Here is a 24,248-nt window from a genome sequence, read left to right as displayed (position 1 = left end):
AGGGGATGAAAAAGTGAATAAGTCGGAACTGATTGATCATATTGCAGAAGGTGCGGATATTTCTAAGGCCTCAGCAAACCGTGCATTGGATGCCTTCGTCGAGGCGGTGTCTAACACATTGAAGTCAGGTGACCAGGTCGCGCTAGTGGGCTTTGGCACCTTCTCTGTACGCGAACGCGCCGCACGCAAGGGCCGTAACCCACAAACGGGCGCTGAAATCGATATCGCAGCGGCCAAAGTGCCTGGCTTTAAAGCAGGTAAAGCGTTAAAAGACGCCGTTAACGAGTAATGATCACGTGACTCGCTGCCGAATTATTCGCGTTTGACGGGGCGTTGGAGCTGCAAAGCCACTAACAACCGCGTATAATTCGGCACACAAGAGCGTAAAGGCGCATCACATGATGCGCCTTTTTAGTTGAAAGACAACCAGCCCAAACCAGTTGGAGTACCGGCCAGTTATGATGGAACGTATACGCGAAGGCACCAATAGTCTTGCGGTGAAGATCATTTTAAGCCTTATCATCTTTTCCTTTGCTTTTGCCGGTGTCGGCAGCTATCTGGCAGGCGGTTCCAACCCGCCCGCTGCAACCGTCGGTGATAAAGAAATCAGCCGTGCAGAGCTCGATCGAGCTTATCAAAACGAACGTGCTCGTATGCAGCAACAAGCCGGAGAGCAGTTTAACCAACTGCTGGGCAACCCAGAGTATGTGAAGCGTTTTCGTCAAAACATCTTAGATCGAATGATCAATGACTTGCTGTTAGAGCAGGCGGCTAGCGAACTCGGTTTGCGCGTGAGTGATGCGCAGGTCAAAGCGGCTATTCGTGCGATGCCACAGTTTCGTCAAGGCGGGCAGTTTAATAACGATCGTTATCAGGCCGCTCTGCGCCAGACGGGTATGAGTGCCGATGAATTTGCCAATTATATGCGCACAGACTTAATGCGTCAGCAGCTGGTTAATGGCCTACAAGGCTCAGGCTTTGTCTTGCCCAGTGAGTTAGAGAATTTGTATCGCCTAGAGGCGCAAAGCCGCCAAGTGCGCACCATCACGCTCCCAGTGGATGATTTTGCCGAGCAGGTATCGCTAACGGACGATGAGCTGGAAGCATACTATCAAGCTAACCGAGACGATTATATCCAGCCTCGCATGGTCAAAGTCGCTTATGTGGAGCTCACAGGCGAAGGGCTGGCCAGTGACATTCAAATCTCTGATCAAGACATCGAAGCGTATTATCAAGAGAACCAATCCCAATATGGCTCGCAAGAGCGTCGCAAAGTCAGCCATATCTTGATCGAAGGGACCGGTGAAGAGGCCAAAGCCAAAGCTGAGCAAGTGCTAGAGCGCCTGAACCAAGGCGAAGCATTTACTGCGCTGGCGAAAGAGGTGTCTGATGATACCTTCAGTGCTGAGCAGGGCGGATCACTCGATTGGATTGAACCTGATGTGATGGATCCGGCGTTCGAGAAAGCCGCGTATGCGCTGTCAGAGAAAGGTGATATTTCTGGGCTGGTTCAATCTGACTTTGGTTATCATATTATTCGTTTGGATGATATTGATCTGGCGGATGTGACACCACTTGCAGAGGTAAAAGACGATATTCGTACTGAACTGCAACAAGCGCGTGCGGCGGATCGTTTCTACGCGCAGTCTACCACACTGGCTGAAGTCGCTTTTGAGGAAGCCAATGGCCTTGGGCCAGCCGCGGCCGCGATAAACAGTGACGTGCAATACACTGACTACTTTGCCTTGGATGCTGCAACGGGGTTAATGGCCCGCCCTCAAATTCAGCAAGCACTTGACAGCTATGACGTTCGTGAAAACGGGCTCAACTCAGAGTTGATTGAATTGTCTGGTGAGCATGCGATTGTTGTACGCCTTGATGATGTGAAGCCGGAAAAACAGCTTAGCTTTGCGGAAGTGAAAGACCAAGTTCGTGAAACACTCGCCGCCGAGAAAGGCCAAGAGCAAGCAAAACAAACCGCTGGAGACTTGATTGCCCAGCTTGAGCAAACAGGTGAGTTGGCAGGCAGTGATTACACCTTCAGTGCGCCGATCACACTCAACCGTGTGTCTCAGCAACAAGCAGTAGCCGAATTGGCGTTCTCTCTGCCACAGCCTGAATCTGATGCGGCAAGTTATGGCGTTACGCAAAACCGCGAGGGTGATGTGGTCGTGGTGGCACTAGATAAGGTTATTGAGCCTGAAGTGCCTGACATTAGCCCGCAAAGCCAGATGGCGGCGCGTGTTCAACGCGCGATGAGTAACATGTCATTGTCTGCAACCTTACAAGCGTTGCGCGAAGAGGTGGATGTGACTTACGCGGAGTCAGATAACCAGTAAGCAAGTGCGTAGCAGGAGTTCGATCTCTCTCGCACCCTCTTTGCTTGAGTAAGAAAAACGGCGCTAGGACTTTGTCCTGCGTCGTTTTTCTTTTATAGCTTACATGCAAATAGGGGCGCGTGGACTTAGGGTAAGGCTGACATTTCTACAAGGAGTCAACCATGAAATACCTTTTATCCTGTCTGTTATTCACCATGGTGCTAATCACCGCCCCGGTGGCGTGGAGTGCTGACGAAAACACCGCGCAAGCGGCGGAGCAAGTTGAGCGTCTTTCAGTGAATATCAACACCGCAAGTGAGCAGCAGCTGTCAGAACAATTGAGTGGGATTGGTCCTGCAAAAGCAAAGGCCATTATTGAATATCGCCAAGATCATGGTGAGTTTAGCTCGCCAGAGGCCTTGATGGAGGTGAAGGGCATTGGTGCGTCGACTTTAGATAAAAACCGGGATCGCATCAAAGTGTAAAGGATGCTCGCGCAAAGCCGCTCATTGTGCTTTGCGCGAATAATACTTGTGTCTGCTGGCTTGAATGCACACAATGAAAACGACGTGTAGTAAGGTAGCAGGATGCGATGACTCAAAAACAAAGCCACTTTTTTGCCCACCTTGCGCGAATGAAGCTAATTTACCGTTGGCCGCTGATGCGCAATGTTTCCGCCGAAAACATCTCTGAACACAGCTTACAGGTTGCCTTTGTGGCGCATGCGTTAGCGTTAATCAATAACAAGCGTTTCAATGGCAACTACCAACCGGAACGTATCGCGGTGTTAGCCATGTTTCATGATTGCAGTGAGGTGATCACGGGTGATTTGCCTACCCCAGTCAAGTACTTCAATCCTTCGATTGCTGGCGAGTACAAAAAAATTGAGAAGATGGCCGAGAAAAAACTGATCGCCATGCTTCCCCCTGAGCTGCAAGAAGAATATATCGGACTGATTGACTCCGACCACATCGCGCCGGATGATTACCAACTGGTTAAACAGGCCGACACCCTGTGTGCCTATTTGAAATGCTTGGAAGAGATTGCTGCAGGTAACCATGAGTTTGAGCAAGCCAAGAAGCGGCTGGAAGCATCGTTAGAAAAAAGGCGTTCCCCGGCGAGCGATTACTTTATGGCCACTTTTGTGGATAGTTTTACACTGTCGTTGGATGAGATCAGTGATGATGGATTTTGACCTGTCTGACGCCTGGCAAATTCGCCAGATGACAAACGAGCAGAAAAAGCGTCGTCATGATAAACGCACGGCGTACCAACGCGATCGTGCGCGGATTCTGCACTCAGCTGCCTTTCGACGCTTGCAAGCAAAAACCCAGGTGCTCGGTGCCGAGCACAGCGACTTTTATCGGACTCGGTTAACCCACTCGCTTGAGGTCTCGCAAATTGGTACCGGCATTGTCGCGCAGCTCAAAGAGAAACAACCAGCATTTCGCCCTCTGCTTCCGTCGACCGGCTTGATGGAAAGCTTGTGCTTGGCACATGATATTGGCCATCCGCCTTATGGGCATGGCGGTGAAATCGCATTGAATTACATGATGCGCAATGAAGGTGGGTTTGAGGGGAATGCGCAAACCTTTCGCATTGTCACGCTGCTTGAGCCTTACACGCAGCATCATGGGATGAATTTGGCACGCCGTACCTTACTGGGTGTGATGAAGTATCCGGCATTAATCAATACTGCACACAAGGGAAGCCAGCCAGCACCCGTTAATGATTTTCGTCATCTTAAAGCGCGAGATTGGCAGCCTGCTAAAGGGATCTATGATGATGATAAAGGTCGGCGAGACTGGGTTCTGAGTCCGTTAAGTGAGGCAGATCGCGCGCTGTTTTTAGCGTTCCGAGAGAATACGTCAGCGGACCAACACCGTAAAACACGCTATAAATCAATCGATTGCTCCATCATGGAACTGGCCGATGATATTGCTTATGGCGTCCATGATCTGGAGGACGCCATCGTGATGGGCTTGGTCACCCGTGAGCAATGGCAAGAGTCAGTTGCAAGCCATTTGGCAGAGTGTGGTGACCCATGGCTCGAGGCCAATATTGGTGAATTGAGTGAGCAAATGTTCGGCCCCCCGTACGAGCGTAAAGACGCGATTGGCGCCCTCGTCAATACGTTATTGACCTCCGTGGAGATCGCGCCAACCAATCAAGATGGCACCCACAGTTTTATCTCTCCGCTATTGGCGTGGAATGCCTATTTAACCGAGGTAATGGCCGGTGTTTTGGAGGTGCTAAAGCGCTTTGTCAGTGAGTTTGTGGTTAAACAGCCGGAGTTACAGGTGGTGGAGTACAAAGGCCAGCAGTTGGTGATGGAGTTGTTTGATGCCTTTGCGTCTGATCCCGAGCGTTTGTTGCCAACCGACTATCGACGCGATTGGCTGGCCGCTCGAGCAAACGGCCAATCAGGGATGCGAGTGATTGCTGATTACCTGTCGTCGATGACCGACAGCTTTGCGCAAAAGCTCCACAGCACCATGTTTACCGCTGCCAGTAATGGCCCGCTGTACGCGATTCGTTAGCCATGGGCAGAGCGAAAAGGTTGATGGTTTAGCCCCCACGAGCAAGATAACAAGTACCTTGCGTGCTCAGTCGCAGCGTTTGCGCGCATCGGGCAGGAAGGCGAGTTGGCGGGCAATCATGGTGTCGAAGCTATCGAGCAAAGGCTGATAGCGTTTGGCATTGCCCTCCAGCTGACTCAGTGCCATATAGCCGGCCTCGAGGGTGGAAAGCGCCCCGGGCTTTCGGCTTTTACGGATCTGATAGTGGCTTGGCGCACAGGCGTCAATACTGATACTCGGAAGTACCTGTAAATTGGTAGATAACTGATATATTTTGTAGGCTTTTTTCCAGGTCCCATCCAGCAAAATAATCCCTTGCTTGGCATTTGCATCTCGGGCCGTCATTTCACTGAGTGCCATCGCGTTTTCACCGGGGTAGAGCACGGCATACGTGATGTCAGGGTCCGCCAATAACGCATTCAGCTGAGGATGCTGGCTAAAATCTTCTCCGACTAAGGTGACGCAATGTTGTAGCGAAAGGCTCAGCAGGCAGGCACTGTTCTTTGGGTGCGAGACTTCATCAGGGTGCTGAAGCAGGATCACGGGATTGGGATTATCAATCTTGGTGATGGCATCGCAAATGCAAATGGCATGGGCTTTATGGCAGTAAGAGCAGTATCGAGACATACGAATAAAGGCGCTATAACCGAATACGGTGATCAATAACATAACGCAAGCCGTGTCGCACGTGCTTGCGTTATCTAAAGGTACGTGATTAGCCCTCTTGGCTGTATCCGCTTAGAAAGCGTTCAAAGCGACTGATAGCCATCTCCAAGTCATCGACGCGTGGCAAAGTGACAAGCCGGAAGTGATCAGGTTGGTGCCAATTAAAGCCAGTGCCATGGACCATAAGCACTTTCTCTTGCAACAGGAAATCGAGCATGAGCTTTTCATCGTTATGGATGTTGTAGCGCTTGGTGTCGATTTTCGGGAAGAGATAGAGCGCCCCTTTCGGCTTTTTACAACTCACCCCAGGAATTTGGTTGATAAGCTCATAGGCTTTGTCGCGCTGCTCCAGCAACCGACCGCCGGGTAAGATAAGCTCATTGATGCTCTGGTATCCCCCCAAGGCGGTTTGAATCGCATGCTGCATCGGGACATTGGCACAAAGCCGCATTGATGCCAGCATCTCAAGGCCTTCTATGTAACCGCGTGCGTGTTGTTTGGGGCCGGTTACCAGCATCCAACCGGCGCGAAACCCGCAAACCCGGTAGGCTTTGGATAAACCGTTGAAGGTCAGACACAGCACATCTGGCGCCAAGGTGGCGATGGAGTAGTGTTGCGCGCCATCATAGAGAATTTTGTCGTAGATTTCGTCCGCAAAAATGATCAGATTATGCTGGCGCGCGATCTCCACCACTTGCAACAAAAAGTCGCGGCTATAGACAGCCCCTGTCGGGTTATTGGGATTAATCAGGACAATCCCCCGGGTGCTGGGGGTGATTTTACGTTTGATATCGTCTAAGTCTGGATACCAGTCCGACTCTTCATCGCAAAGGTAATGGACAGGCTTGCCACCAGATAAAGATGCTGCTGCCGTCCAAAGTGGATAGTCGGGTGAGGGCACCAGTAACTCGTCGCCATTATTAAGCAGCGCTTGCATGGCCATCACGATAAGCTCGGAGGCACCGTTGCCCAAATAGACGTCTTCAACGTCTAAGTCCATCAAGCCGCGCTTTTGGTAGTGCTGCACCACGGCTTTACGGGCGGAATAGAGCCCTTTTGAATCGCAATATCCTTGCGAGGTGGGGAGGTTTCGGATCACATCCACCAAGATCTCATCAGGGGCATCAAAGCCAAACGGAGCAGGGTTACCGATATTCAGTTTAAGAATGCGGTGGCCCTCTTCTTCGAGGCGTTTCGCTTCTTTCATCACTGGACCGCGAATGTCGTAGCAGACATCATCCAGCTTGGCGGACATTCCAATAGGTTGCATTAACGTTCCTGTAAATAAAAAGGTGAAAATTGTTATTAGGCTTTTTTGGTAACTTACACTATTTGTTTGCCAATTCGAAAGACTTGGGCAGATAAAGTTTCACTGCCAGGAATGGAACAAAAAAATCGACCAAGTTTGACAGATAACTGATCTAGCGCATATTCGCAAAAGACGCTCACAGGTAGACTGACAAGCAAGAATAACGTGCTACATAAAAAGAGTACGGATTGACTTGCAAAGAGCACTGCCGCCTAGGCGGTTGGAGGATGTCGTGACTACCTTGATTCAAGCGGCTAATCATTTACAAAGCCAAGTAGCGATCAGTCAAGCGCCTGCACAATTGACCATGGCGTTTACTTGGCCAGGTGATTTGTCGCCCGTTGCTTGGTTGGATGCACAGCCTGTTTACCCGAAGACTTATTGGCAATCACGCGATGGTCGTGAAGAAGTATTGGTACTGGGCGCTGGCCGTCAGTTTTCTCAGCTACAAGCGGCCCAAGCCAGTCTGTTGCCTGACCAGCGCATTTGGGGCTGTGTGGCCTTTGATGATGCCCCCGGAAGAGGAGATTTTTTCTTGCCGGTGGTGGAGCTAATTAGGCGTGATCATCAGTGGCAATTGAGCATCAACCTTACTGCAGAGTGCGACAGTCAAGCGGTACTTAATCAGGTGATTTGGCAAGGCCGTCCTTTGGCGGCAGGGCAAACGGTAGTGCGCGATGAAACGCACACCCCCAACCATCACCAATGGTGTCAATCAGTGCGCTGTGCATTAACACAAATGGCGCAGACGCCGCTCAAAAAAGTCGTACTGGCGCGCCAAACGCGGCTAACGCTTGATGCACCGTTGAGCGCAGGACAGCTTTTAAATCACAGCCAACAACACAATGTCGAGAGTTTTCACTTTCTTTTTTCGACGAGTCCTGATGACGCGTTTGTTGGTTCAACCCCAGAGCGGCTATACCGCCGCCGCGATTGTCGTGTGACCACAGAAGCGGTGGCAGGGACAGTTCGTCGTGGCGCAAGCTTTAGTGAAGATCACCATCTTGGCGAGTGGCTATTAAGTGACACGAAAAACGTGCACGAGAATCAGCTGGTGGTGGACGATATTTTCGCCGGGCTTCGCCGTCATGCCTTAACCATTACGGTTGACCCTGAACCGCATCTGATTGTACTTCGCCATCTTCAGCATTTACGTCGTCGTATCAGCGCCATCATCGGGCCAGGTGTCGATGATGCTGTGCTGCTCAGTGCCTTACAGCCCACCGCCGCGGTGGCCGGTTTGCCGCGTGAAAACGCGCGCACCTTTTTAGCCGAGCAAGGCATCGCACGTGGCCGTTATAGCGGTGCGGTCGGTTATCTGTCTCAGCGTGAAAGCCAATTTTGTGTGGCGATACGCAGTGCCCAAGTGACCGAGAATACCGTGGACTTATATGCCGGCGCCGGTATTGTCCCTGGGTCGGATCCGGATGCTGAGTGGCAAGAGCTGGACAATAAGCTCACGACTCTCCGTCAGTGTTTGCCTGCTTGCACGGTGCCTGAAAAAGACGCCATCAGACTCGGAGCCTGCTAATGTCGCTTTCTCTCACACACACCTGGGCAGAGGTTGTGATAGAAGAACTATCGCGCCTAGGCATCAGGCATATTTGTGTCGCGCCCGGTTCACGTTCCACACCGTTGACGCTGGCCGCGGTGAAACAAAGTCAGCATCCCCAACGTTCGGTGACAATCCACCGTCACTTTGATGAGCGCGGGCTAGGTTACCTTGCCCTTGGTTTGGCCAAGAGTGTCCGAGAGCCTATCGCTGTGATCGTGACCTCAGGGACCGCGGTGGCAAACTTGCTGCCTGCTGTGGTGGAAAGTGGTTTAACCGGTGAACCGTTAGTGATTCTTTCTGCTGACCGCCCGTTTGAATTAATCGATTGTGGCGCGAATCAAGCGATTACCCAATCAGGCCTGTTTTCGTCCCATGTGACCGCGGAATTGGCGCTTCCGGCACCGACCGCTGAGCTCCCTTTGCCGGCGTTACTCACCAGAGTGGATCAGCTACTTGCTCGCCAAGCAGAGCAGGGCGGAAGCGTGCATATTAATTGCCCATTTCGAGAGCCCTTTTATGGCGAACGCGATATGGTCGAAGAGGAAAGAGTGCGAGCACCTATCGCGCGCTGGTGGCAAAGTGATAAGCCTTATATCCACCACCATCATCATGGGCATCGTGTTTCTGTACCGGATTTACCGTCTTTTGGGCAGAAAGTTGATGGATATCCACGAACCGTGATTGTCCTAGGTGCGGTACCGGAGGGCGTTGCTTCTGTGGTAGAGCAAGTGGCACAGTCTCTTCATGCCATTGTTCTGGCCGATCCCCAATCAGGGGTGGCAAGTAGCGCGCCCGGTTACGATCTTTGGCTTAATCATTCGGATCTTTTCCAGCAGTTGAATCAAGCCCAATGGGTGATTCAGCTGGGTGGGCGCTTAGTATCTAAGCGTCTTAGCCAATGGCTCGCGCAAAGCACTGCCCATTATTGGTTGCTGACCGAACACTCGCAGGCACTTGACCCTAACCATCTGTCTTTAGAGCAATTTGTTGTGCCGCCCCCTCATTGGTTGCTTTGGCTCCAGGAGTTGGCTGAGTCAGTGGCTAACGCTTACTCGGCACCTGGCGAGGGTATTGATAGCGTCAAGACATGGCAGCAGACTTTGATACGAGAAGCCAACTATCAGATGCAGCAGGCTGCCACAACCTTTTCCCACAAGGCATTGTCGGAGCATAGCGTGTTTCAACAGCTCCCTGCTTTGCTTCCCAAACATGCAGATATTTTTATCGGTAATAGCCTAGCGATCCGCTTAGCCGATATATGGTCTGATCTTTCCGGCCATCGAGTGTTTGCCAATCGGGGAGCGTCGGGCATTGATGGTTTACTCGCCTGCGCTGCTGGGGTGCAGCGAGGTCGTGCTCATCCGATGTTGGTGGTGCTGGGTGATACCAGTGCACTTTACGATCTTAATAGCCTTGCATTATGGCGGGAGACGTCTGCGCCGGCCGCCATCCTTATCCTGAATAACAATGGCGGTGGCATTTTTGATGCGCTGCCGGTTGATCAAACCCTTTGTGATACCTACTACCGGATGCCGCATGATCTCGGGTTTGAACACATCGCGGCACAATTCTCTTTGGGTTTCCATCGACCCGCTACCGCCCATGATCTCGTGCGAAGCGTGAATCAGGCACTCACCACCCCCGGCGCCGATGTGATTGAAGTGGTGACACCGGCCGGAGAAGCGGGACAGGCACTCAGCGAGTGCTTAGCTGCCATGGCAGCCAGGGGGACACATGCTTAGTTACCAGCAAGGCGGCGATCGGCATGGAAAGAAAGTGGTGTTTCTCCATGGCTTTTTAGGCAGCGGAGAAGATTGGCGCACGGTGACGGATAAAATGTGCCATTGTCATTGGCTGTGCATTGATCTGCCTGGTCATGGTGGCAGTGTGAACTATCAAGCCGTTAACTTTGCCACTGCTGTGGCAGCAATACGGCAAACGTGTCATCAGGTGTGGGGGCACCAAAGGGCGTGTTTAGTTGGATACTCGCTCGGCGCGCGCCTTGCCATGCATCTTGTCTGCACCCAACCCAGCATCTGGCGCGCGGTCTTCTTGGAGGCAGGTCACCCAGGTTTGATGGATTCCAACCAATGTAAGCAGCGGCTTGAGCACGATAGAAACTGGGCGGAACGTTTCGCTCATCAAGCAATGGATGTGGTATTAGCCGAATGGTATCGACAACCGGTGTTTCATTCATTAACCGATGCGCAGCGGGCCAATCTTGTCGCGGCGCGTCGTGATAATCATGGCCCTGCCGTGGCGAAAATGCTGATGGCGACCTCCTTGGGTCGCCAGGCCAATTTACGCGCGGGGTTGGGTGAAGCCTTTCGACAAGGCGTCACGATTGACTACCTTTGTGGAGAGCACGACAACAAATTTACCTCACTTGCACATTCACTATGGCAACACACTGGCATCCCCGCCACGTCGATAGAAGGAGCGGGGCACAACAGCCATGTTGAAAACCCAGATAGATTTGTGCAGGTACTGACGCAAAGTCACGCGCTCGCCTGACTTTTTATCTTTATGACGGGCCTTGTCCCAAGCAACCGAGAAAAGGGAGACACTATGGCTGTCACGCCGGGAATGACCGAACAAGAACTTTATGCCCCTATCGAGTGGGTGCCGACTGCGCTGACGTTCAGCGATATCCTTTACCATAAATCAGCCGACGGCATCGCTCGGATCACCATTAACCGCCCCCAGGTGCGCAATGCATTCCGGCCACAAACCGTTAAAGAAATGATGCAAGCGTTGGCTGATGCGCGTTACGACAGTCGAGTGGGCGTGATTATCCTTACTGGGTTGGGAGAGAAGGCGTTTTGTTCTGGTGGCGATCAATCCGTGCGGGGCGACTACGGCGGCTATCAAGATGATGAAGGTACGCATCATTTGAATGTGCTGGACTTTCAGCGCCAGATCCGCACCTGCCCCAAACCCGTCATCGCCGCTGTTGCAGGCTATGCTGTCGGCGGTGGGCATGTGTTGCATATGATGTGCGATCTAACCATTGCCGCCGACAACGCTCAATTTGGCCAAACGGGTCCCAAGGTCGGCAGCTTTGACGGTGGTTGGGGGGCGTCTTATATGGCCCGAATCGTAGGGCAGAAAAAAGCGCGAGAGATCTGGTTCTTGTGTCGATTCTACAATGCGCAAGAAGCGCTAGATATGGGGTTGGTGAACACCGTCGTGCCGCTGGATGAGCTTGAGCGTGAGACAGTGCGATGGTGCCGGGAAGTTCTCCAGCACAGCCCTATGGCACTGCGCTGCTTAAAAGCCGCTTTAAATGCAGACTGCGATGGCCAAGCAGGGCTACAAGAGCTTGCTGGTAACGCCACCATGATGTTTTACATGACCGATGAGGGGCAAGAAGGGCGCAATGCCTTTAATGAAAAACGCCGCCCTGAATTTGATCGTTTCCCACGTAATCCATAGAGGTTACTATGAGACAGGCACGGATTTATCACTACACCTTGCCAGTCAATGCCGGTTTATTTGTCCGTGATCAGCCGTTAACGGAGAGAGAGGGCTTGGTGGTTGAATTAAGCGAGGGAGCACAACGTGGTTGGGGCGAAGTAGCGCCCCTCCCCGGTTTTAGCCAAGAAACCTTTGCTGAGGCACGTCATGCGTTAATTGCTGCCACCGCGGTTTGGTGTGATCATCGTAATATTGCCATGCCACAACTGCCTCCTTCCGTGGCATGGGGGCTAAGTATCGCGCAAGCCGAGTTAGACAAGCGTTTGCCCACTCAGTCAGGCTTTCGTCATGTGCCCGTGTGTACGGGGGATCCTGATGCCTTGTTGGTGACGCTGGGACAACAACCGGCGGGCCAGCCTTATGAGGCAAAAATTAAAGTGGGGGAGTATGAGGTCGCCCGCGATCGGTTAATGATCGCGACCCTGTTAGAGGCGTTGCCGGACTTGAGGTTGCGCCTTGACGCGAACCGTCGTTGGCAACCTGAGCAACTTGCCAGCTTTTGGAATGGGCTCAGTGAGGCGCACCAGGCACGAATTCACTGGATTGAAGAGCCTTGCCCCGATCCTAACCAGTCGCTCTTACAAGCGCAGGCATTAGGCTTTCCTTTGGCGTGGGACGAAAGCTTAACAGATAGACGCGACATTGCGTTGCTTGAACACGATTTGGCATCTGCCTGGGTGATTAAGCCCAGCTTACTCGGCGATCTGGCCACCATTGAGCAATGGGTGAGCCGGGCGCAAGCGCTGGGGAAAACGGCGGTGATTAGCTCGGCATTAGAAACCAGTTTGGGCTTAACGCAATTATCACGATTGGCCGATTGGTTGACCCCTGGTGTCGTGCCAGGACTCGATACATTGGGGATTTATCAGCATCAACTCGATCGCACCTGGCCAGGGGCGTCGCAGCCATTGATCCCGCTCCACGACCAGCCACTCGTGTGGATAAACACCTTGTGAGTCAATGCATGTTTGGGTTTGATACGTGGCCATGGCAGCACTGGGCGGCTGTGGCACCGAATGCGAAAGCCATTGATAGCGAGATGCCGCTCACTTGGGGTGAACTCACCGCACTCGTGGCTGGCCAACAAGCTCGACAGGGTGAGGCGCCCATTGTGGTGCTTGACAGCACCTTGGCGCCACAAGATCTCGTGATAGGGTTGTTGTCCGCTTGGCAGGCAGGGAAAAAAACGCTGGTATTGAATCAAGCTTTAAGTGACGAGGTGCAAGCCACAGTGCTGAGTCAACTTGGCGTCTATCAATTTTTGCCTGACCGTTCGTGTGAACCACGTGTCAATGTGCTGCCAACGATGAGCCATTGGCAACCCGATCAGCCTTTGACGTTAACCTTAACTTCCGGGTCAACGGGGAGTCCTAAGGTGATTGCTCACGCGGCTCACCAGCATCTCGCCAGTGCTGCCGGTTTAACCCAAATGCTGCCTTTTTTGGGCTTGGCGGATAAGACGACACCTCTAGAAAACCGCGTCGATCGTTGGCTCTTATCGTTGCCACTGTTTCATATCTCCGGCTTAGCCATTGTATGGCGTTGGTTGTATAAAGGCGCACAGCTGGCTATCTATCCATGTCGTGGGGAAAGCATGGCATCGGCGCTCACACATGTTAGCCACGCCTCGTTAGTGCCCACGCAGCTCTATCGCGTGTTGCCTGCACTGAGAAAATTCCCAGATACTTCCACCTTATCTCACGTGTTGCTCGGTGGCGCTGCGATTTCAAGTGCACTGACGGAGCAGGCAGAACAACAAGGGATAAGCTGTTGGTGTGGGTATGGGATGACGGAAACGGCATCGACGGTCACCTTAAAGCGAGCCGATGGACGGGATGATGTGGGCACCACCTTGCCTTATCGCGATCTGATGGTGGCGGATGACGGTGAGGTAATCCACCGCGGAGAGACGTTAGCTTTAGGGGTTTGGCAAGCGGGTGCCCTGCATCCAATTGATGCTTCTACAGGACTGGCTTCGCGCGATTTAGCCAGCTGGTGTACAGACGTTCAGCCGCCGACACTGCGCATCATCGGGCGGAAGGATAATCAATTTATCTGCGGTGGGGAGAACGTTCAGCCCGAGGTGATTGAGGCACATTTGCAACAGTGTGCCGAGATTCGTCAGGCCATGGTCGTTCCGGTTGACGATCGCGAATTCGGGGCGCGTCCGTTGGCGATTATCCAGAGTCGGTGCCATCTCAACGCCCAGCAGCTGGCTGACTATTGTCGGCGCTTGCCCGCTTATCAACGCCCGGTCGCGTTTTTACCTTGGCCACCTTTATCGCCCGAGGCGGGGATTAAACCGTCTCGAGCGCAATTAACCCAATGGGCGCAACGCCAAGCGATTGACTAAGGTCGGTCGGCGCGCAGGCGAATGACTTCATTGCGCATATGCTCTGAGGTCGCTTGCTCAGGCTCAACGGCTGGACCGGCGACGACAGTGACTTTAGACCAAAACCGCTTGGGCAGTTTTAACATGGCTTTCCCGCCATGACGGCTAAAATAGCTGCCCCAAAGGCCCTGTAACGCCATCGGTACCACAGGCACCGGAGAGCGTTGCAAAATCATATCCATCCCGCGGCGGAATTGGTCGATTTCGCCGTCATAACTAAGATGCCCTTCTGGGAAAATCAGCACCACTTCGCCATTATCAAGCGCCTTTTGAATCTCGTTCATGGCGGCCCGGATCGTGCGGCCACGATGGCTAATGGGGATCACTTTTGAGGTACGGAAGAACCAATGTAGCACTGGTAATTGATATAAATCTTCAAACATTACAAAGCGGATAGGGCGGTGACACGCGCCAGCTAACAAGAGCGCGTCCATATAGCTGACATGGTTACAAATCAGCAAAGCCCCGCCTTTTTCAGGAATATGGTGTAAGTCTTGGTGTTTTACTCGATACAGGGTATGGGTGACCATCCAGGTAAAAAAGCGCAACGCAAAGATGGGAACCAGTTTGCTAACGTACACCGCCACTAAAAGGTTAAGCACCGCCAATACCAAGAAGAATTGCGCAATAGATAACTCCACCACCACCAAGAGTGTGATACCGAGTATCGCACTGCCCACCATAAATAAGGCATTGAAAATATTGTTGGCGGCAATCACACGCGCACGCGCGGCTTTATCGGCGCGTTGTTGCATCAGACTATACAGTGGCACAATAAAAATCCCGCCACACACGCCAATCATCAATAGGTCGATAAACACCCAGGTCAGGGCTGGATCAGTGATAAAAGCAAGCAGGCTGGTATGGAGCGTTGGAGCGGCTGGTGTGGCAAAAAACAAATGTAAGCCAAAGCCGGTTAATCCTAAACTGCCCAAGGGGACAATGCCGGGCTCGATACGATGACCAGAAAGCTTATCGCACAGCAATGCGCCCACAGCGATGCCAACAGAAAACAAGGTGAGCAGAAACGACACGCCAATTTCACCGCCACCGATCGAGGCGGTGAATTTGGGAAACTGGGTTAAATAGCTGGCACCTAGAAACCAAAACCAGCTGATCCCGAGTATCGCTTGCAAGGTGACCTTGTCTTTACGCGCAAAGCGCAGGGTTTGCCGCATTAAAGCTACCGGCCGGTAACGTAAATTGAGTCCAGGGTTTCCTGCGGGGGCGGGAGGGATGGCATGGGCAGACATGACGCCGAGCAACGCAAAACTTAATACGGCTATCCCAGAGATCAGGTTAGAGTCAGGGTGATGGGCAATAAAGCCCGCCAGCAAGGTACCGAGCAGAATCGATAAAAAGGTGCCGGTTTCCACCAAGGCATTGCCTGAAACAAGCTCTTTGTCATTGAGCGTTTGTGGTAGTAATGCGTATTTCACCGGACCAAAAAAAGCCGATTGGGTGCCCATCAAAAACAGTAAGCCGAGTAACACATTCCAAGCGTGATAATACAGTGCGACAGCGGCGCTTGACATAATAACGACTTCCAACCATTTCACCCGCCGCATGATCAGCGCCTTGTCGTATTTGTCCGCCAGCTCGCCAGCAAAGGCAGAAAATAGGAAAAAAGGAAGAATAAACAGACCAGCGGCGGCGTTGATAAACAGCGTGGCATCCATCGGCAGTTGATCGGCCGAGGCGAACGCGACCATGATCACCAACACATTCTTATAGACGTTATCGTTAAACGCGCCTAATGCCTGGGTAATAAAATAAGGCAAAAAACGTCGCTCGCGTAAAAGCTGAAACTGTTGGCTCATGTAGGCAGATCCATTTCGCGTTGCAGTAAGCGACTTATACTAGCAGCGAGCGAGGTGTGCGCAACCTTGAATGCGTTGCGCATCATCCAGTTAGTTAACAAAAAGGAGGACTAAGAGAATTTTTGCATGTTTTTTATCGACACCTGCTCATTGAGTGTCCAAAAATCATACAGCACACCAATTAAGAAAAAGCCACCGGTAAATAGGTAAATAAAGCCAGTGATCCATTTACCCATGTACATACGGTGAATGCCAAACACACCCAGAAAGGTCAGTAATAGCCAGGCAATGGTAAAATCCGTGGGGCCACTGCGAAAACGTAGATCGGCTTCTTTGTCCATGGAAGGAATCAAGAACAAATCCACAATCCAGCCAACAAAGAAAAGGCCTAGAGTGAAAAACCAGAGGGTGCCAGTTACCGGTTTTCCGTAGTAAAACCGGTGGGATCCGAGAAAACCAAAGATCCAGAGTAAGTAACCAACAAATTTACTGTGGGTATCATTCATGGCTTGGTCCTATTGCAGTGAAAAGAATACTAATGGCTTGGAGTACAGGCGAGGCAAATGGTTCCTACTGACCGCAAAACAGCGGGGCTAGGATGACGTTTGGTAACAATTATTCTCGCACTGATAATTGACTTCATCACCCGAAAATCTAGCATGATAACAGTCTAAAACCACAGATGATGCAATAATGAAAAGATTACTCTCTGTTGCTGCCTTGATGTTTGTCTTTGTTGTAACAGCACCTTATGCAGAAGCAAAACGCTTCGGTGGCGGCAAATCGTTTGGCAAAAGCTTTAAAACCGCGCCTGCACCCAAAAATACCACCACCAATACTAACACACTCAAACAAAACACCTCGAAAACCAGCAAAAAAGGACTCGCCGGTGGTCTACTCGGTGGCTTGCTCGCCGGTGGTTTACTGGCCGCTTTCTTCGGCGGTGCCTTTGAAGGTATCCAGTTCATGGACATCTTGATTTTAGGTGTCATTGCTTACTTTGCGATGAAATTTCTTCGCGGGCTTACCCAAGCCAAAGCGGGCGCACAAGCGCAAGGGCCAGCGTACGCGGGACAAAATAAAGGCTATTACCATGAACAGCCTCATGCCTTCCGACAAAACGCGGCAGATACAGGCGCGGCGTCTGGTGGGTTTGGTGCTGCAAACAATGATGTGCCGTTTAATTTCCCTCCGCAGTTCGATATGCAAAGCTTTTTAAGTGGTGCTCGTGAACATTATCGTATTTTACAAGGCGCTTGGAATCATAATGAGTTGGATAAAATCCAAGAATATGTGACGCCCGAGCTTTATAATGATTTAGCGGCAGAGCGTGCGAGACTGGATGAAGAGCAGCATACGGAGGTCATGTATGTGGATGCAGAGATTGTCCGCGCCGATTATGACAGCCGCACCGCCCAGCTGAGCCTGAAGTTCACCGGCCGTTATTGTGACCGTGTTGAAGGCGTGGAAGAGGACATTACCGATATTTGGCACCTAGAGCGTGACTTACGCCAGCCGAACGCACCTTGGCTAATCGTGGGTATTCAAAGCTAATCCGTTGCTCTGAAAACAACCGGAGAGATCAAGCGCTGGCTAGGGTAAGCCAGCGTTTTTTTATGTCGCCGCTTCCAGATAAATAAGGTTGTCGAGCGCTTGCTGATAGGTATTACCACACACATCAGGGTCGGCATCGAATGCGGCACACACATCGGGGCGGTTGTCAGAGCCAAATAGCTTACATAGGTTGCGATCATCCAGCTGCACACAACGGGTGTCAGCGGGCTTACCGTTTGGCATTCCGGGGATCGGTGACGAAATGCTAGGCGCGATACAGCAAGCACCACACCCAAGGCGGCACGAAAATGGCGATGCAGTTGGCATAGTCATGGCCTCCGTCAACGTGCAAAGTCGGGCACTCTACCACTCACTTTTGCACTATCCAACCCACAAAAGCCTTGCTTGCACTTTAGGGCTATGATGGTTATAACAAGCGCGCAATGTCGTTGCCGTGAAAAGGCGGCAATAAAAAAGAGATTAAACATCATGAGCACGCCGTTTTGGCAACAAAAAACCTTAGCGCAAATGAGCGATGAGGAGTGGGAATCTTTATGTGACGGTTGTGGCCGTTGCTGCCTACACAAATTGATTGATGAAGAGACAGACGAGCTTTACTACACCAATGTCGCTTGTAGTTTGCTCGATGATAAAACCTGCTCGTGCAAAGACTATCCCAACCGCTTTTCGTATGAAGAGTCATGTTTGAAGCTTACCCGCGATAAAATTGATGAGTTTTATTGGCTGCCGGAAACCTGTGCGTATCGCTTGTTGGCGGAGAATAAACCGCTGCCTGAGTGGCACCCTCTGATCACAGGATCAAAAGCGGCGATGCATAAAGCGGGGATCTCGGTCAAAGAGAGCGTGGTGTACGAAATCGATGTGATTGATTGGGAGGATCATATCCAGTTGACTCAGCAACCGCGATAACGCCAAAGCGTTATCACCCCGTGGTGCAGACTAACCCATTGTTTATTTTCTGCTGTTGGGCATAATGATCGCCAACTCGACAGGAGGTGGAATGCAAAGGTACACGCGTCGTTCAAAAGCTGGCTGGGCCCTCGCGATTGCGTTATGGGTTCTAGCAGTGTGTGCCTTGCAAAACCAACTGAGCTGGCAATCAGGGGCGCAAGCGGTTTGCCAAGCAGTCAGTATTGGTGACGCCGAGGGAGCAAAAAGCGCACTGGGTAAAAAGTGTTCGCTTTCTGAGCAGTTGATGCATCCGTCTGCGTTGGCATTAGACTGGCTACCGTCACCACTTTGGTGGCTGATTGTGCTACTTGCGGTGATGGCGACCGTTAGTGTATCGATCACCTTACCCACTCACGACCCACCCACCTATCGACGACGGCACCTTTGCTTTTGTGTGTTCCGAGAATAAAGCGCCAGCTTCCTAAATAGCGTATTTATTCTTAACAAGGAACAGACTTATGAATCGACTCAAAAACTATTGGCGCTTTGTTAAACACGGCTATGTTTGGCAAGGTTTTGCTTTACTGCCGCTTTTGTTTTTGTTCTTACTGCTACTCAGCCCGGCGGTACGAGCCACTGCGCCTGATACAGGTTGGCTCAGTAACCCCGACCATCCGCCCGTTGAGGCGCGCCTCGCATTAACTGGACAAGGTCATCCAGAGACTCAACACCTCGATGGGTTGCTCTCTATCCGGTTACAAGGCCATTGGAAAACGTATTGGCGCTCGCCAGGCGAGGGCGGGGTGGCGCCGGAACTTATCATCAACGACAGCCAAAACCTGGACGATATTACTTGGCATTGGCCGGCCCCTAGTCGCCATGAGCTACTTGGCCTGACCATGTTGGGCTACAAAGGGCAGGTGACTTTCCCGCTGACCTTTGAGGTTAATACGTGGCAACAGCCGGTATCGCTGGATGCCACCTTACGTTTATCTTCGTGCACCACTGTGTGTGTGATTACTGACTATCCGCTCTCTCTCGATTTTACCCCGAGCACGCTTGAGGCTGATGGTGAGCGGATGTATCAGTTCAACCAAGCGATGAGCCAAGTGCCTAAGCCGCTACCCAGTGTACAGATTGAGTCCGCGGTGTGGGATACCAATCAGCAACAGCTCGCGGTCACTGTGACTGGGAGCCAAGCTTGGCAGCAACCCGATATGCTGGTGGATGGTGATGCGGTTATCGATGATACCTTTGGCGTGCCGAGTATCCAGCGTGATGGCGATACCTTGACCGCGACCTTTGATGTCACCAATTGGATTGAAACGCCCAACCTTACCGATAAACCGGTTCAAGTGACGGTCATGGATAAGCAACTGCTGGCTGAGCATGCCACTATCGTGCAGGCGGGCAGTGTGGTTTCGCAAGCCGGATTATCGATTTGGATGATTGGCGGGATTGCCCTCTTGGGTGGCTTGATTCTCAACGTAATGCCCTGTGTGCTCCCCGTACTTGGGCTCAAGCTCAACAGTATCGTGGCCAATCCAAGTGCCACACGTGGCGCTATTCGCGGCCAGTTTTTGGCCTCAGCGGTGGGGATCCTGGTGTCCTTTTGGGCGATTGCGGGTCTGTTAATGGCATTAAAGCTCACCGGGCAAGCCGTCGGTTGGGGGATCCAGTTTCAAAGCCCGATATTTATTGGGGTGATGACGCTGGTGATTTGGCTGTTCGCCCTGAGCTTATTTGATGTGCTGCGTCTTGACTTACCGCCCAGTTGGCAGACGTGGCTAGCGACACGCGGCGGCCACACCACCAGCGGCCACTTCGTTCAAGGCGTGTTTGCCACCTTACTGGCCACACCGTGTTCGGCCCCTTTCCTTGGTACGGCCGTGGCGTACGCGCTGGGTGGGTCCTTGACCTCTTTGTGGTTGATCTTTACCGCTCTGGCGGTTGGCATGGCACTGCCGTGGCTATTGGTCGCGGCTTTTCCTGGGCTGACGCGTGCATTGCCCAAACCTGGCCCTTGGATGAATCATGTCAAACGGGTATTCGCGTTATTGCTGGCCGGTACCACGGTGTGGTTATTCTGGTTGTGGATGCCATATCTTGGCGTTGCTGGCGCTATCGCAGTGGGCACGCTGCTGCTGGTTGCCAGTGTGTGGCTAACATATCGCACCCTTGGAAAACTAGCGGCGATTAAAGGCACGGCTGGGTTGCTAGTGGTGGTGGTGCTTGGGCTGATTGGTGCGTCATTGACCGCGCAGCGATGGGCAACGCCATTAAACTCGGAACCAAACTGGATGAGTCTTGATGAGGCCGCGATCGATCAAGCGGTGGATCAGGGTAAATTGGTGTTTGTTGATGTGACGGCGGATTGGTGCATTACCTGCCATGCCAACAAAGTGGGTGTGATTTTACAATCCCCCGTGTATGACGCCATCACCGCACCGAATGTGGTGTCAATGCAAGGTGATTGGACGCGCCCGAGCGATACCGTGACGCAGTATTTGCAAAAGCACCAGCGTTATGGGGTACCGTTCAACATTGTTTATGGCCCCGGTGCGCCTGAAGGGATCGCCTTACCGGTTATTTTGACTGATAGAGCGGTGATGGCGGCGATTGAGCAGGCGAAAACACCATGACAGCCAAGCAAATGAAACGGTCTTGGCGTCAACGGGTCAAACGCGGTGCGCGTGACATTTGCTGGCTCATCGTGTTTGTGCTGATATCGAGTACCGCGATGGATTGGTGGCGAAGCCGCGATATCGACACCAGTCAGATGCCGGTCGAGTCGATGCGTTTGCTGGATGGCCGCCAGCAGGATTTGATCGTCATGTCGCAGCAAAAGCCCGTGCTTGTCTATGTATGGGCAAGTTGGTGCGGTGTCTGCCGTTTTGTGACACCCTCGGTAGATTGGTTAAGTGGTCATGCGCAGGTAGTCTCGATCGCGTTACGCTCAGGCTCAGATAAACACGTTGCGGGATACCTTGCTCATCATGGTTATGATTTTCCTGTAGTGAACGATCAAAGCGGGGCGCTTTCTAACGCATTTGCGGTGAAAGTGACGCCCACCGTGATGGTGATCGAGCAAGGAAAAATCACGTCAATCACAACAGGCTTCACGACACCGCTTGGCCTATGGTTAAGGCTGGTGTTATGACTTTATATTTATCAAAAGGAAACCCAATGTCCTTATCTCGCTATATCGCCCCTTTTTGGGCTCTACTGCTTCTGGCTCTTCCTGTCAGTGCGAATACGTTGTCGGATACTGAGCAAGCGCAACTGGACGAAATTGTTAGCTTGTTGGAAGAGAACCCCAAACTGATTGCCAACCTCAACCAGAGTTTGCAAAAGTTTGTTGAACAACAAAAAACGTTAAAGGAAAACCTTGCTGCACGCCGTGATTGGTTTGAATCGGACACCCACAGTTGGATTGGTGCTGAGAACCCTGACGTCACAGTGGTGAACTTTATGGACTACAACTGCCCATACTGTAAAAAGCTGGAAGAAGAGTTACAGAAATTGGTCGCCGCGCATGATGATGTCAAGGTGATCAATATTGCCGTACCACTCAAACAGCAGAGTATCGAATCACTCGGCACCAATTCAGCGGTGTATGCGATGAATGTGTGGCTGGAAAAACCTGAGGCCTTTGCGCAGGTTCATCAATTATTGATGAATAAACGCGGTATGCATGATGCCCGCTCATTAGAGAAAATTGCCAAGAAAACCGACACAGAGGCGTTACTAGAAGGCAAAGAGGTGACCGGGAAAGCGGTTGCAGAAAACTATCGCGCCTTTGTTGAGCTGGGGCTCAGAGGCACTCCAGCAATGATCATCGGCGAGCAGGTCGCACCTGGCTATTTGCCTTACCCACAGCTAGAAGCCATGGTTGACGCGGCAAGAGCCGACGGCTAACGCCACCGGTGTCGCTAACGATATGAAAGCCAGTCATTTTTTGACTGGCTTTTTTGTTAGCTGCGCTTTGGCGAAAAAGCTGGCAAAATAGCGCGCCTTAATCGCAAAGGTATGGCATGAGTCAAACACATCAATCACCACCACGTATCGTCTTGGGCCCGATGGAAGGGGTACTCGACCCGTTAATGCGCAAGTTGCTCACCGAGATTAATCACTACAGCCTCTGTGTCACCGAGTTTGTGCGCGTGGTCGACCAACGCTTGCCAGAAAAAGTCTTTCATCGCTTTTGTCCGGAACTAGCGCAAGGGGGCTTCACCACCGCGGGCACGCCGGTCCGGGTGCAGCTTTTAGGACAAGACCCCCACGCGATGGCGGGTAACGCGGTGCGTGCCATCGAACTGGGCTCGCAAGGAATTGATATTAATTTTGGCTGCCCATCGAAAACCGTCAACGGCAACCGTGGTGGGGCAGCGCTGCTTAAAACCCCAGAGCATATGTTTGATGTGGTCAAAGCCGTGAGAGATGCGGTTGACCCGGCTCATACGGTAAGCGCTAAGATTCGCCTTGGCTTTAACGATCTTGATGACTATCTGAGTATTGCCCAAGCGGTGGCCGATGCGGGGGCGAATGAGTTAGTGGTTCACGGACGTACCAAGCGAGATGGCTACAAAGCGGGGACCATTCGTTGGGATTTAATTGCCGATATCAATCAACAAGTGGCTATTCCAGTGACGGCTAATGGCGATATTTGGCACCGTGACGATGCACTTCGCTGCCAAGCCATGACCGGTTGCGATACCTTAATGGTGTGCCGTGGGGCGTTAAACATGCCGAATCTCGGTCAGCATATCCGTGATGATGCCGCACCGATGCCTTGGCCTGCCGTGCTCGCATTGCTGATTCGCTATGCCGAGCAAGAGCGCCAAGGGGATAAGGCACAGTATTTCCCCAACCGCATCAAGCAATGGTTTAAGTATTTGCGTCAGTATTACCCGCAAGCAGATGCGTGTTTCAAAGCGATTCGTGTATTGAATCGCGCTGATGAAATCGTTCGAGAGCTGGATAAAGCACGTCAACAAACAGAATTCATGACACAGGAAAGCTTATGTCAACACTAGTAACACTCTCTGAGCACTGGGAGGGGATGCCCGCCAGTTTTATTGAAGGTGCCCTCCTGGCCGCGAATATATGTCCGGCTCCTTTAGATCCTGATACCTGGCTGTCGGTGTTAGTGACTGCAGGCATTGAAGAGGAGGATGAGGTCGTTAGCCTCAATCAAGACGATAAGCAGGCAGTACTGGCGCACCTTGAGCAGCAATATCACGCCCTAATGCGTAATGATTATCTATTGCCGGATAGCTTAATGTTGTCGATGCGCGGTGAGCACGCCCAAGCGTTCGCCGAGGGGTTTTTAGCGGTGTGGCCCTATGTTGAGCCGCACTGGCACGAGGTGACGCTCAATGATGGCAGTCGCCGGATGCTATCCGCCTTAGTCACCAGCATGTTGCTGCTGCACGATGAAGCAGGCACGTTAGCGCAAATGAAAGAGGTCGGCATTGACGTTGAGCCCGGGCAATATATGGAGCAACTGGATTTAATGATCCAAGAAGTGGCAAAAGCGGCGGATGAAGCACAACAAGGCACGCATGGTGCGCACCAGGTTAATCCATTTAAGTCGATAGGTCGCAACGATCCTTGTCCATGTGGCAGTGGCGCAAAATTTAAAAAATGTTGTGGGCGTTAATTAG

Annotated in this window: 24 protein-coding genes; 19 read left to right on the top strand and 5 right to left on the bottom strand. The window is 52.0% G+C overall.

Translation table 11 applies throughout. The annotated features are described in order from the left end of the window. Positions 1–13: 13 nt before the first annotated feature. The 5 genes from BZG74_RS04090 to BZG74_RS04070 all read left to right on the top strand — a co-directional run bounded on the left by BZG74_RS04090 (position 14) and on the right by BZG74_RS04070 (position 4,858). Positions 14–289 (top strand): HU family DNA-binding protein, encoded by a 276-nt coding sequence (locus BZG74_RS04090; protein ID WP_077771464.1) that lies wholly within the window; start codon positions 14–16, stop codon positions 287–289. Between the two features lie 169 nt (positions 290–458). After that, positions 459–2,339 carry a peptidylprolyl isomerase gene (ppiD, locus tag BZG74_RS04085; protein ID WP_077771463.1) on the top strand — a complete coding sequence of 627 codons (1,881 nt, stop codon included), beginning with the start codon at positions 459–461 and terminating at the stop codon, positions 2,337–2,339. 161 nt (positions 2,340–2,500) lie between these two features. Next, positions 2,501–2,803 carry a ComEA family DNA-binding protein gene (locus BZG74_RS04080; protein WP_077771462.1) on the top strand — a complete coding sequence of 101 codons (303 nt, stop codon included), beginning with the start codon at positions 2,501–2,503 and terminating at the stop codon, positions 2,801–2,803. Positions 2,804–2,910: 107 nt separating this feature from the next. After that, positions 2,911–3,513, top strand: coding sequence for a 5'-deoxynucleotidase (gene yfbR / locus BZG74_RS04075; protein ID WP_077771461.1), 603 nt, complete (start codon positions 2,911–2,913; stop codon positions 3,511–3,513). Then, on the top strand, positions 3,500–4,858 hold the full coding sequence (locus tag BZG74_RS04070) for an anti-phage deoxyguanosine triphosphatase (RefSeq protein ID WP_077771460.1): 1,359 nt from the start codon (positions 3,500–3,502) through the stop codon (positions 4,856–4,858). The genes yfbR and BZG74_RS04070 overlap by 14 nt, the downstream gene beginning before the upstream one ends. 66 nt (positions 4,859–4,924) lie before the next feature. Here the strand turns inward: BZG74_RS04070 and BZG74_RS04065 are convergent, their stop codons facing one another. Beyond that, the gene (locus BZG74_RS04065; protein ID WP_235605704.1) at positions 4,925–5,566 is read right to left on the bottom strand and encodes a tRNA-uridine aminocarboxypropyltransferase; all 642 of its coding nucleotides are present in this window, start codon (positions 5,564–5,566) and stop codon (positions 4,925–4,927) included. A gap of 46 nt (positions 5,567–5,612) precedes the next feature. Next, positions 5,613–6,833, bottom strand: coding sequence for a pyridoxal phosphate-dependent aminotransferase (locus tag BZG74_RS04060; RefSeq protein ID WP_077771459.1), 1,221 nt, complete (start codon positions 6,831–6,833; stop codon positions 5,613–5,615). Between the two features lie 271 nt (positions 6,834–7,104). Between BZG74_RS04060 and BZG74_RS04055 the strand changes: the two genes are divergently transcribed. Genes BZG74_RS04055 through BZG74_RS04030 form a run of 6 tightly spaced genes read left to right on the top strand, consistent with a single transcriptional unit; the run spans position 7,105 to position 14,257 of the window. Beyond that, positions 7,105–8,403 carry an isochorismate synthase gene (locus BZG74_RS04055; RefSeq protein ID WP_101494654.1) on the top strand — a complete coding sequence of 433 codons (1,299 nt, stop codon included), beginning with the start codon at positions 7,105–7,107 and terminating at the stop codon, positions 8,401–8,403. Further along, complete coding sequence (gene menD, locus BZG74_RS04050) at positions 8,403–10,169, top strand: 2-succinyl-5-enolpyruvyl-6-hydroxy-3-cyclohexene-1-carboxylic-acid synthase (protein WP_077771458.1); 1,767 nt, start codon at positions 8,403–8,405, stop codon at positions 10,167–10,169. The genes BZG74_RS04055 and menD overlap by 1 nt, the downstream gene beginning before the upstream one ends. Continuing rightward, complete coding sequence (gene menH, locus BZG74_RS04045; RefSeq protein WP_077771457.1) at positions 10,162–10,941, top strand: 2-succinyl-6-hydroxy-2,4-cyclohexadiene-1-carboxylate synthase; 780 nt, start codon at positions 10,162–10,164, stop codon at positions 10,939–10,941. Before menD ends, menH begins: the two co-directional genes overlap by 8 nt. Positions 10,942–10,995: 54 nt before the next feature. Then, positions 10,996–11,862 (top strand): 1,4-dihydroxy-2-naphthoyl-CoA synthase, encoded by an 867-nt coding sequence (gene menB / locus BZG74_RS04040; protein ID WP_077771456.1) that lies wholly within the window; start codon positions 10,996–10,998, stop codon positions 11,860–11,862. Between the two features lie 8 nt (positions 11,863–11,870). Next, entirely contained in the window at positions 11,871–12,860 is a 990-nt protein-coding gene (menC, locus tag BZG74_RS04035; RefSeq protein ID WP_077771455.1) for an o-succinylbenzoate synthase, read from the top strand. Further along, positions 12,857–14,257 (top strand): AMP-binding protein, encoded by a 1,401-nt coding sequence (locus BZG74_RS04030; RefSeq protein WP_131825619.1) that lies wholly within the window; start codon positions 12,857–12,859, stop codon positions 14,255–14,257. Before menC ends, BZG74_RS04030 begins: the two co-directional genes overlap by 4 nt. Here BZG74_RS04030 and BZG74_RS04025 read toward each other — a convergent pair. Beyond that, positions 14,254–16,116 (bottom strand): MFS transporter, encoded by a 1,863-nt coding sequence (locus BZG74_RS04025; protein WP_077771453.1) that lies wholly within the window; start codon positions 16,114–16,116, stop codon positions 14,254–14,256. The two genes, BZG74_RS04030 and BZG74_RS04025, sit on opposite strands and share 4 nt — an antisense overlap. Before the next feature lie 110 nt (positions 16,117–16,226). Continuing rightward, a complete protein-coding gene (locus BZG74_RS04020) occupies positions 16,227–16,622 on the bottom strand; it encodes an NINE protein (protein WP_046075271.1) in 396 nt (131 codons plus the stop codon). 187 nt (positions 16,623–16,809) lie between these two features. Between BZG74_RS04020 and BZG74_RS04015 the strand changes: the two genes are divergently transcribed. Then, positions 16,810–17,670: a Tim44 domain-containing protein gene (locus BZG74_RS04015; protein ID WP_077771452.1), complete on the top strand. Its 861-nt coding sequence runs from the start codon at positions 16,810–16,812 to the stop codon at positions 17,668–17,670. A gap of 60 nt (positions 17,671–17,730) precedes the next feature. On the opposite strand, the gene BZG74_RS04010 is transcribed toward BZG74_RS04015, so the two are convergent. Then, a complete protein-coding gene (locus tag BZG74_RS04010; RefSeq protein WP_077771451.1) occupies positions 17,731–17,997 on the bottom strand; it encodes a YkgJ family cysteine cluster protein in 267 nt (88 codons plus the stop codon). 162 nt (positions 17,998–18,159) lie between these two features. Between BZG74_RS04010 and BZG74_RS04005 the strand changes: the two genes are divergently transcribed. The 7 genes from BZG74_RS04005 (at position 18,160) to BZG74_RS03975 (ending at position 24,244) form a co-directional block, all read left to right on the top strand. After that, the gene (locus BZG74_RS04005) at positions 18,160–18,600 is read left to right on the top strand and encodes a YcgN family cysteine cluster protein (RefSeq protein WP_077771450.1); all 441 of its coding nucleotides are present in this window, start codon (positions 18,160–18,162) and stop codon (positions 18,598–18,600) included. Between the two features lie 91 nt (positions 18,601–18,691). Further along, on the top strand, positions 18,692–19,051 hold the full coding sequence (locus tag BZG74_RS04000) for a hypothetical protein (RefSeq protein WP_077771449.1): 360 nt from the start codon (positions 18,692–18,694) through the stop codon (positions 19,049–19,051). A 49-nt stretch (positions 19,052–19,100) separates the two neighbouring features. Beyond that, entirely contained in the window at positions 19,101–21,224 is a 2,124-nt protein-coding gene (locus BZG74_RS03995; protein ID WP_077771448.1) for a protein-disulfide reductase DsbD family protein, read from the top strand. Next, complete coding sequence (locus tag BZG74_RS03990) at positions 21,221–21,742, top strand: protein disulfide oxidoreductase (RefSeq protein WP_077771447.1); 522 nt, start codon at positions 21,221–21,223, stop codon at positions 21,740–21,742. Before BZG74_RS03995 ends, BZG74_RS03990 begins: the two co-directional genes overlap by 4 nt. A gap of 26 nt (positions 21,743–21,768) precedes the next feature. Then, the gene (locus BZG74_RS03985; RefSeq protein WP_077771446.1) at positions 21,769–22,500 is read left to right on the top strand and encodes a DsbA family protein; all 732 of its coding nucleotides are present in this window, start codon (positions 21,769–21,771) and stop codon (positions 22,498–22,500) included. A 116-nt stretch (positions 22,501–22,616) separates the two neighbouring features. Then, positions 22,617–23,618 (top strand): tRNA dihydrouridine(16) synthase DusC, encoded by a 1,002-nt coding sequence (gene dusC / locus BZG74_RS03980; RefSeq protein WP_077771445.1) that lies wholly within the window; start codon positions 22,617–22,619, stop codon positions 23,616–23,618. Beyond that, a complete protein-coding gene (locus BZG74_RS03975; RefSeq protein WP_077771444.1) occupies positions 23,606–24,244 on the top strand; it encodes a YecA family protein in 639 nt (212 codons plus the stop codon). The genes dusC and BZG74_RS03975 overlap by 13 nt, the downstream gene beginning before the upstream one ends. The last annotated feature ends 4 nt before the right edge of the window (positions 24,245–24,248 follow it).

The organism is Salinivibrio sharmensis (genome assembly GCF_001995985.1).
GTDB classification, from domain to species: Bacteria; Pseudomonadota; Gammaproteobacteria; order Enterobacterales; family Vibrionaceae; genus Salinivibrio; species Salinivibrio sharmensis.
The sequence above is the reverse complement of the archived record's forward strand: the minus strand, read 5'-3'. Positions and strand labels throughout refer to the sequence as shown.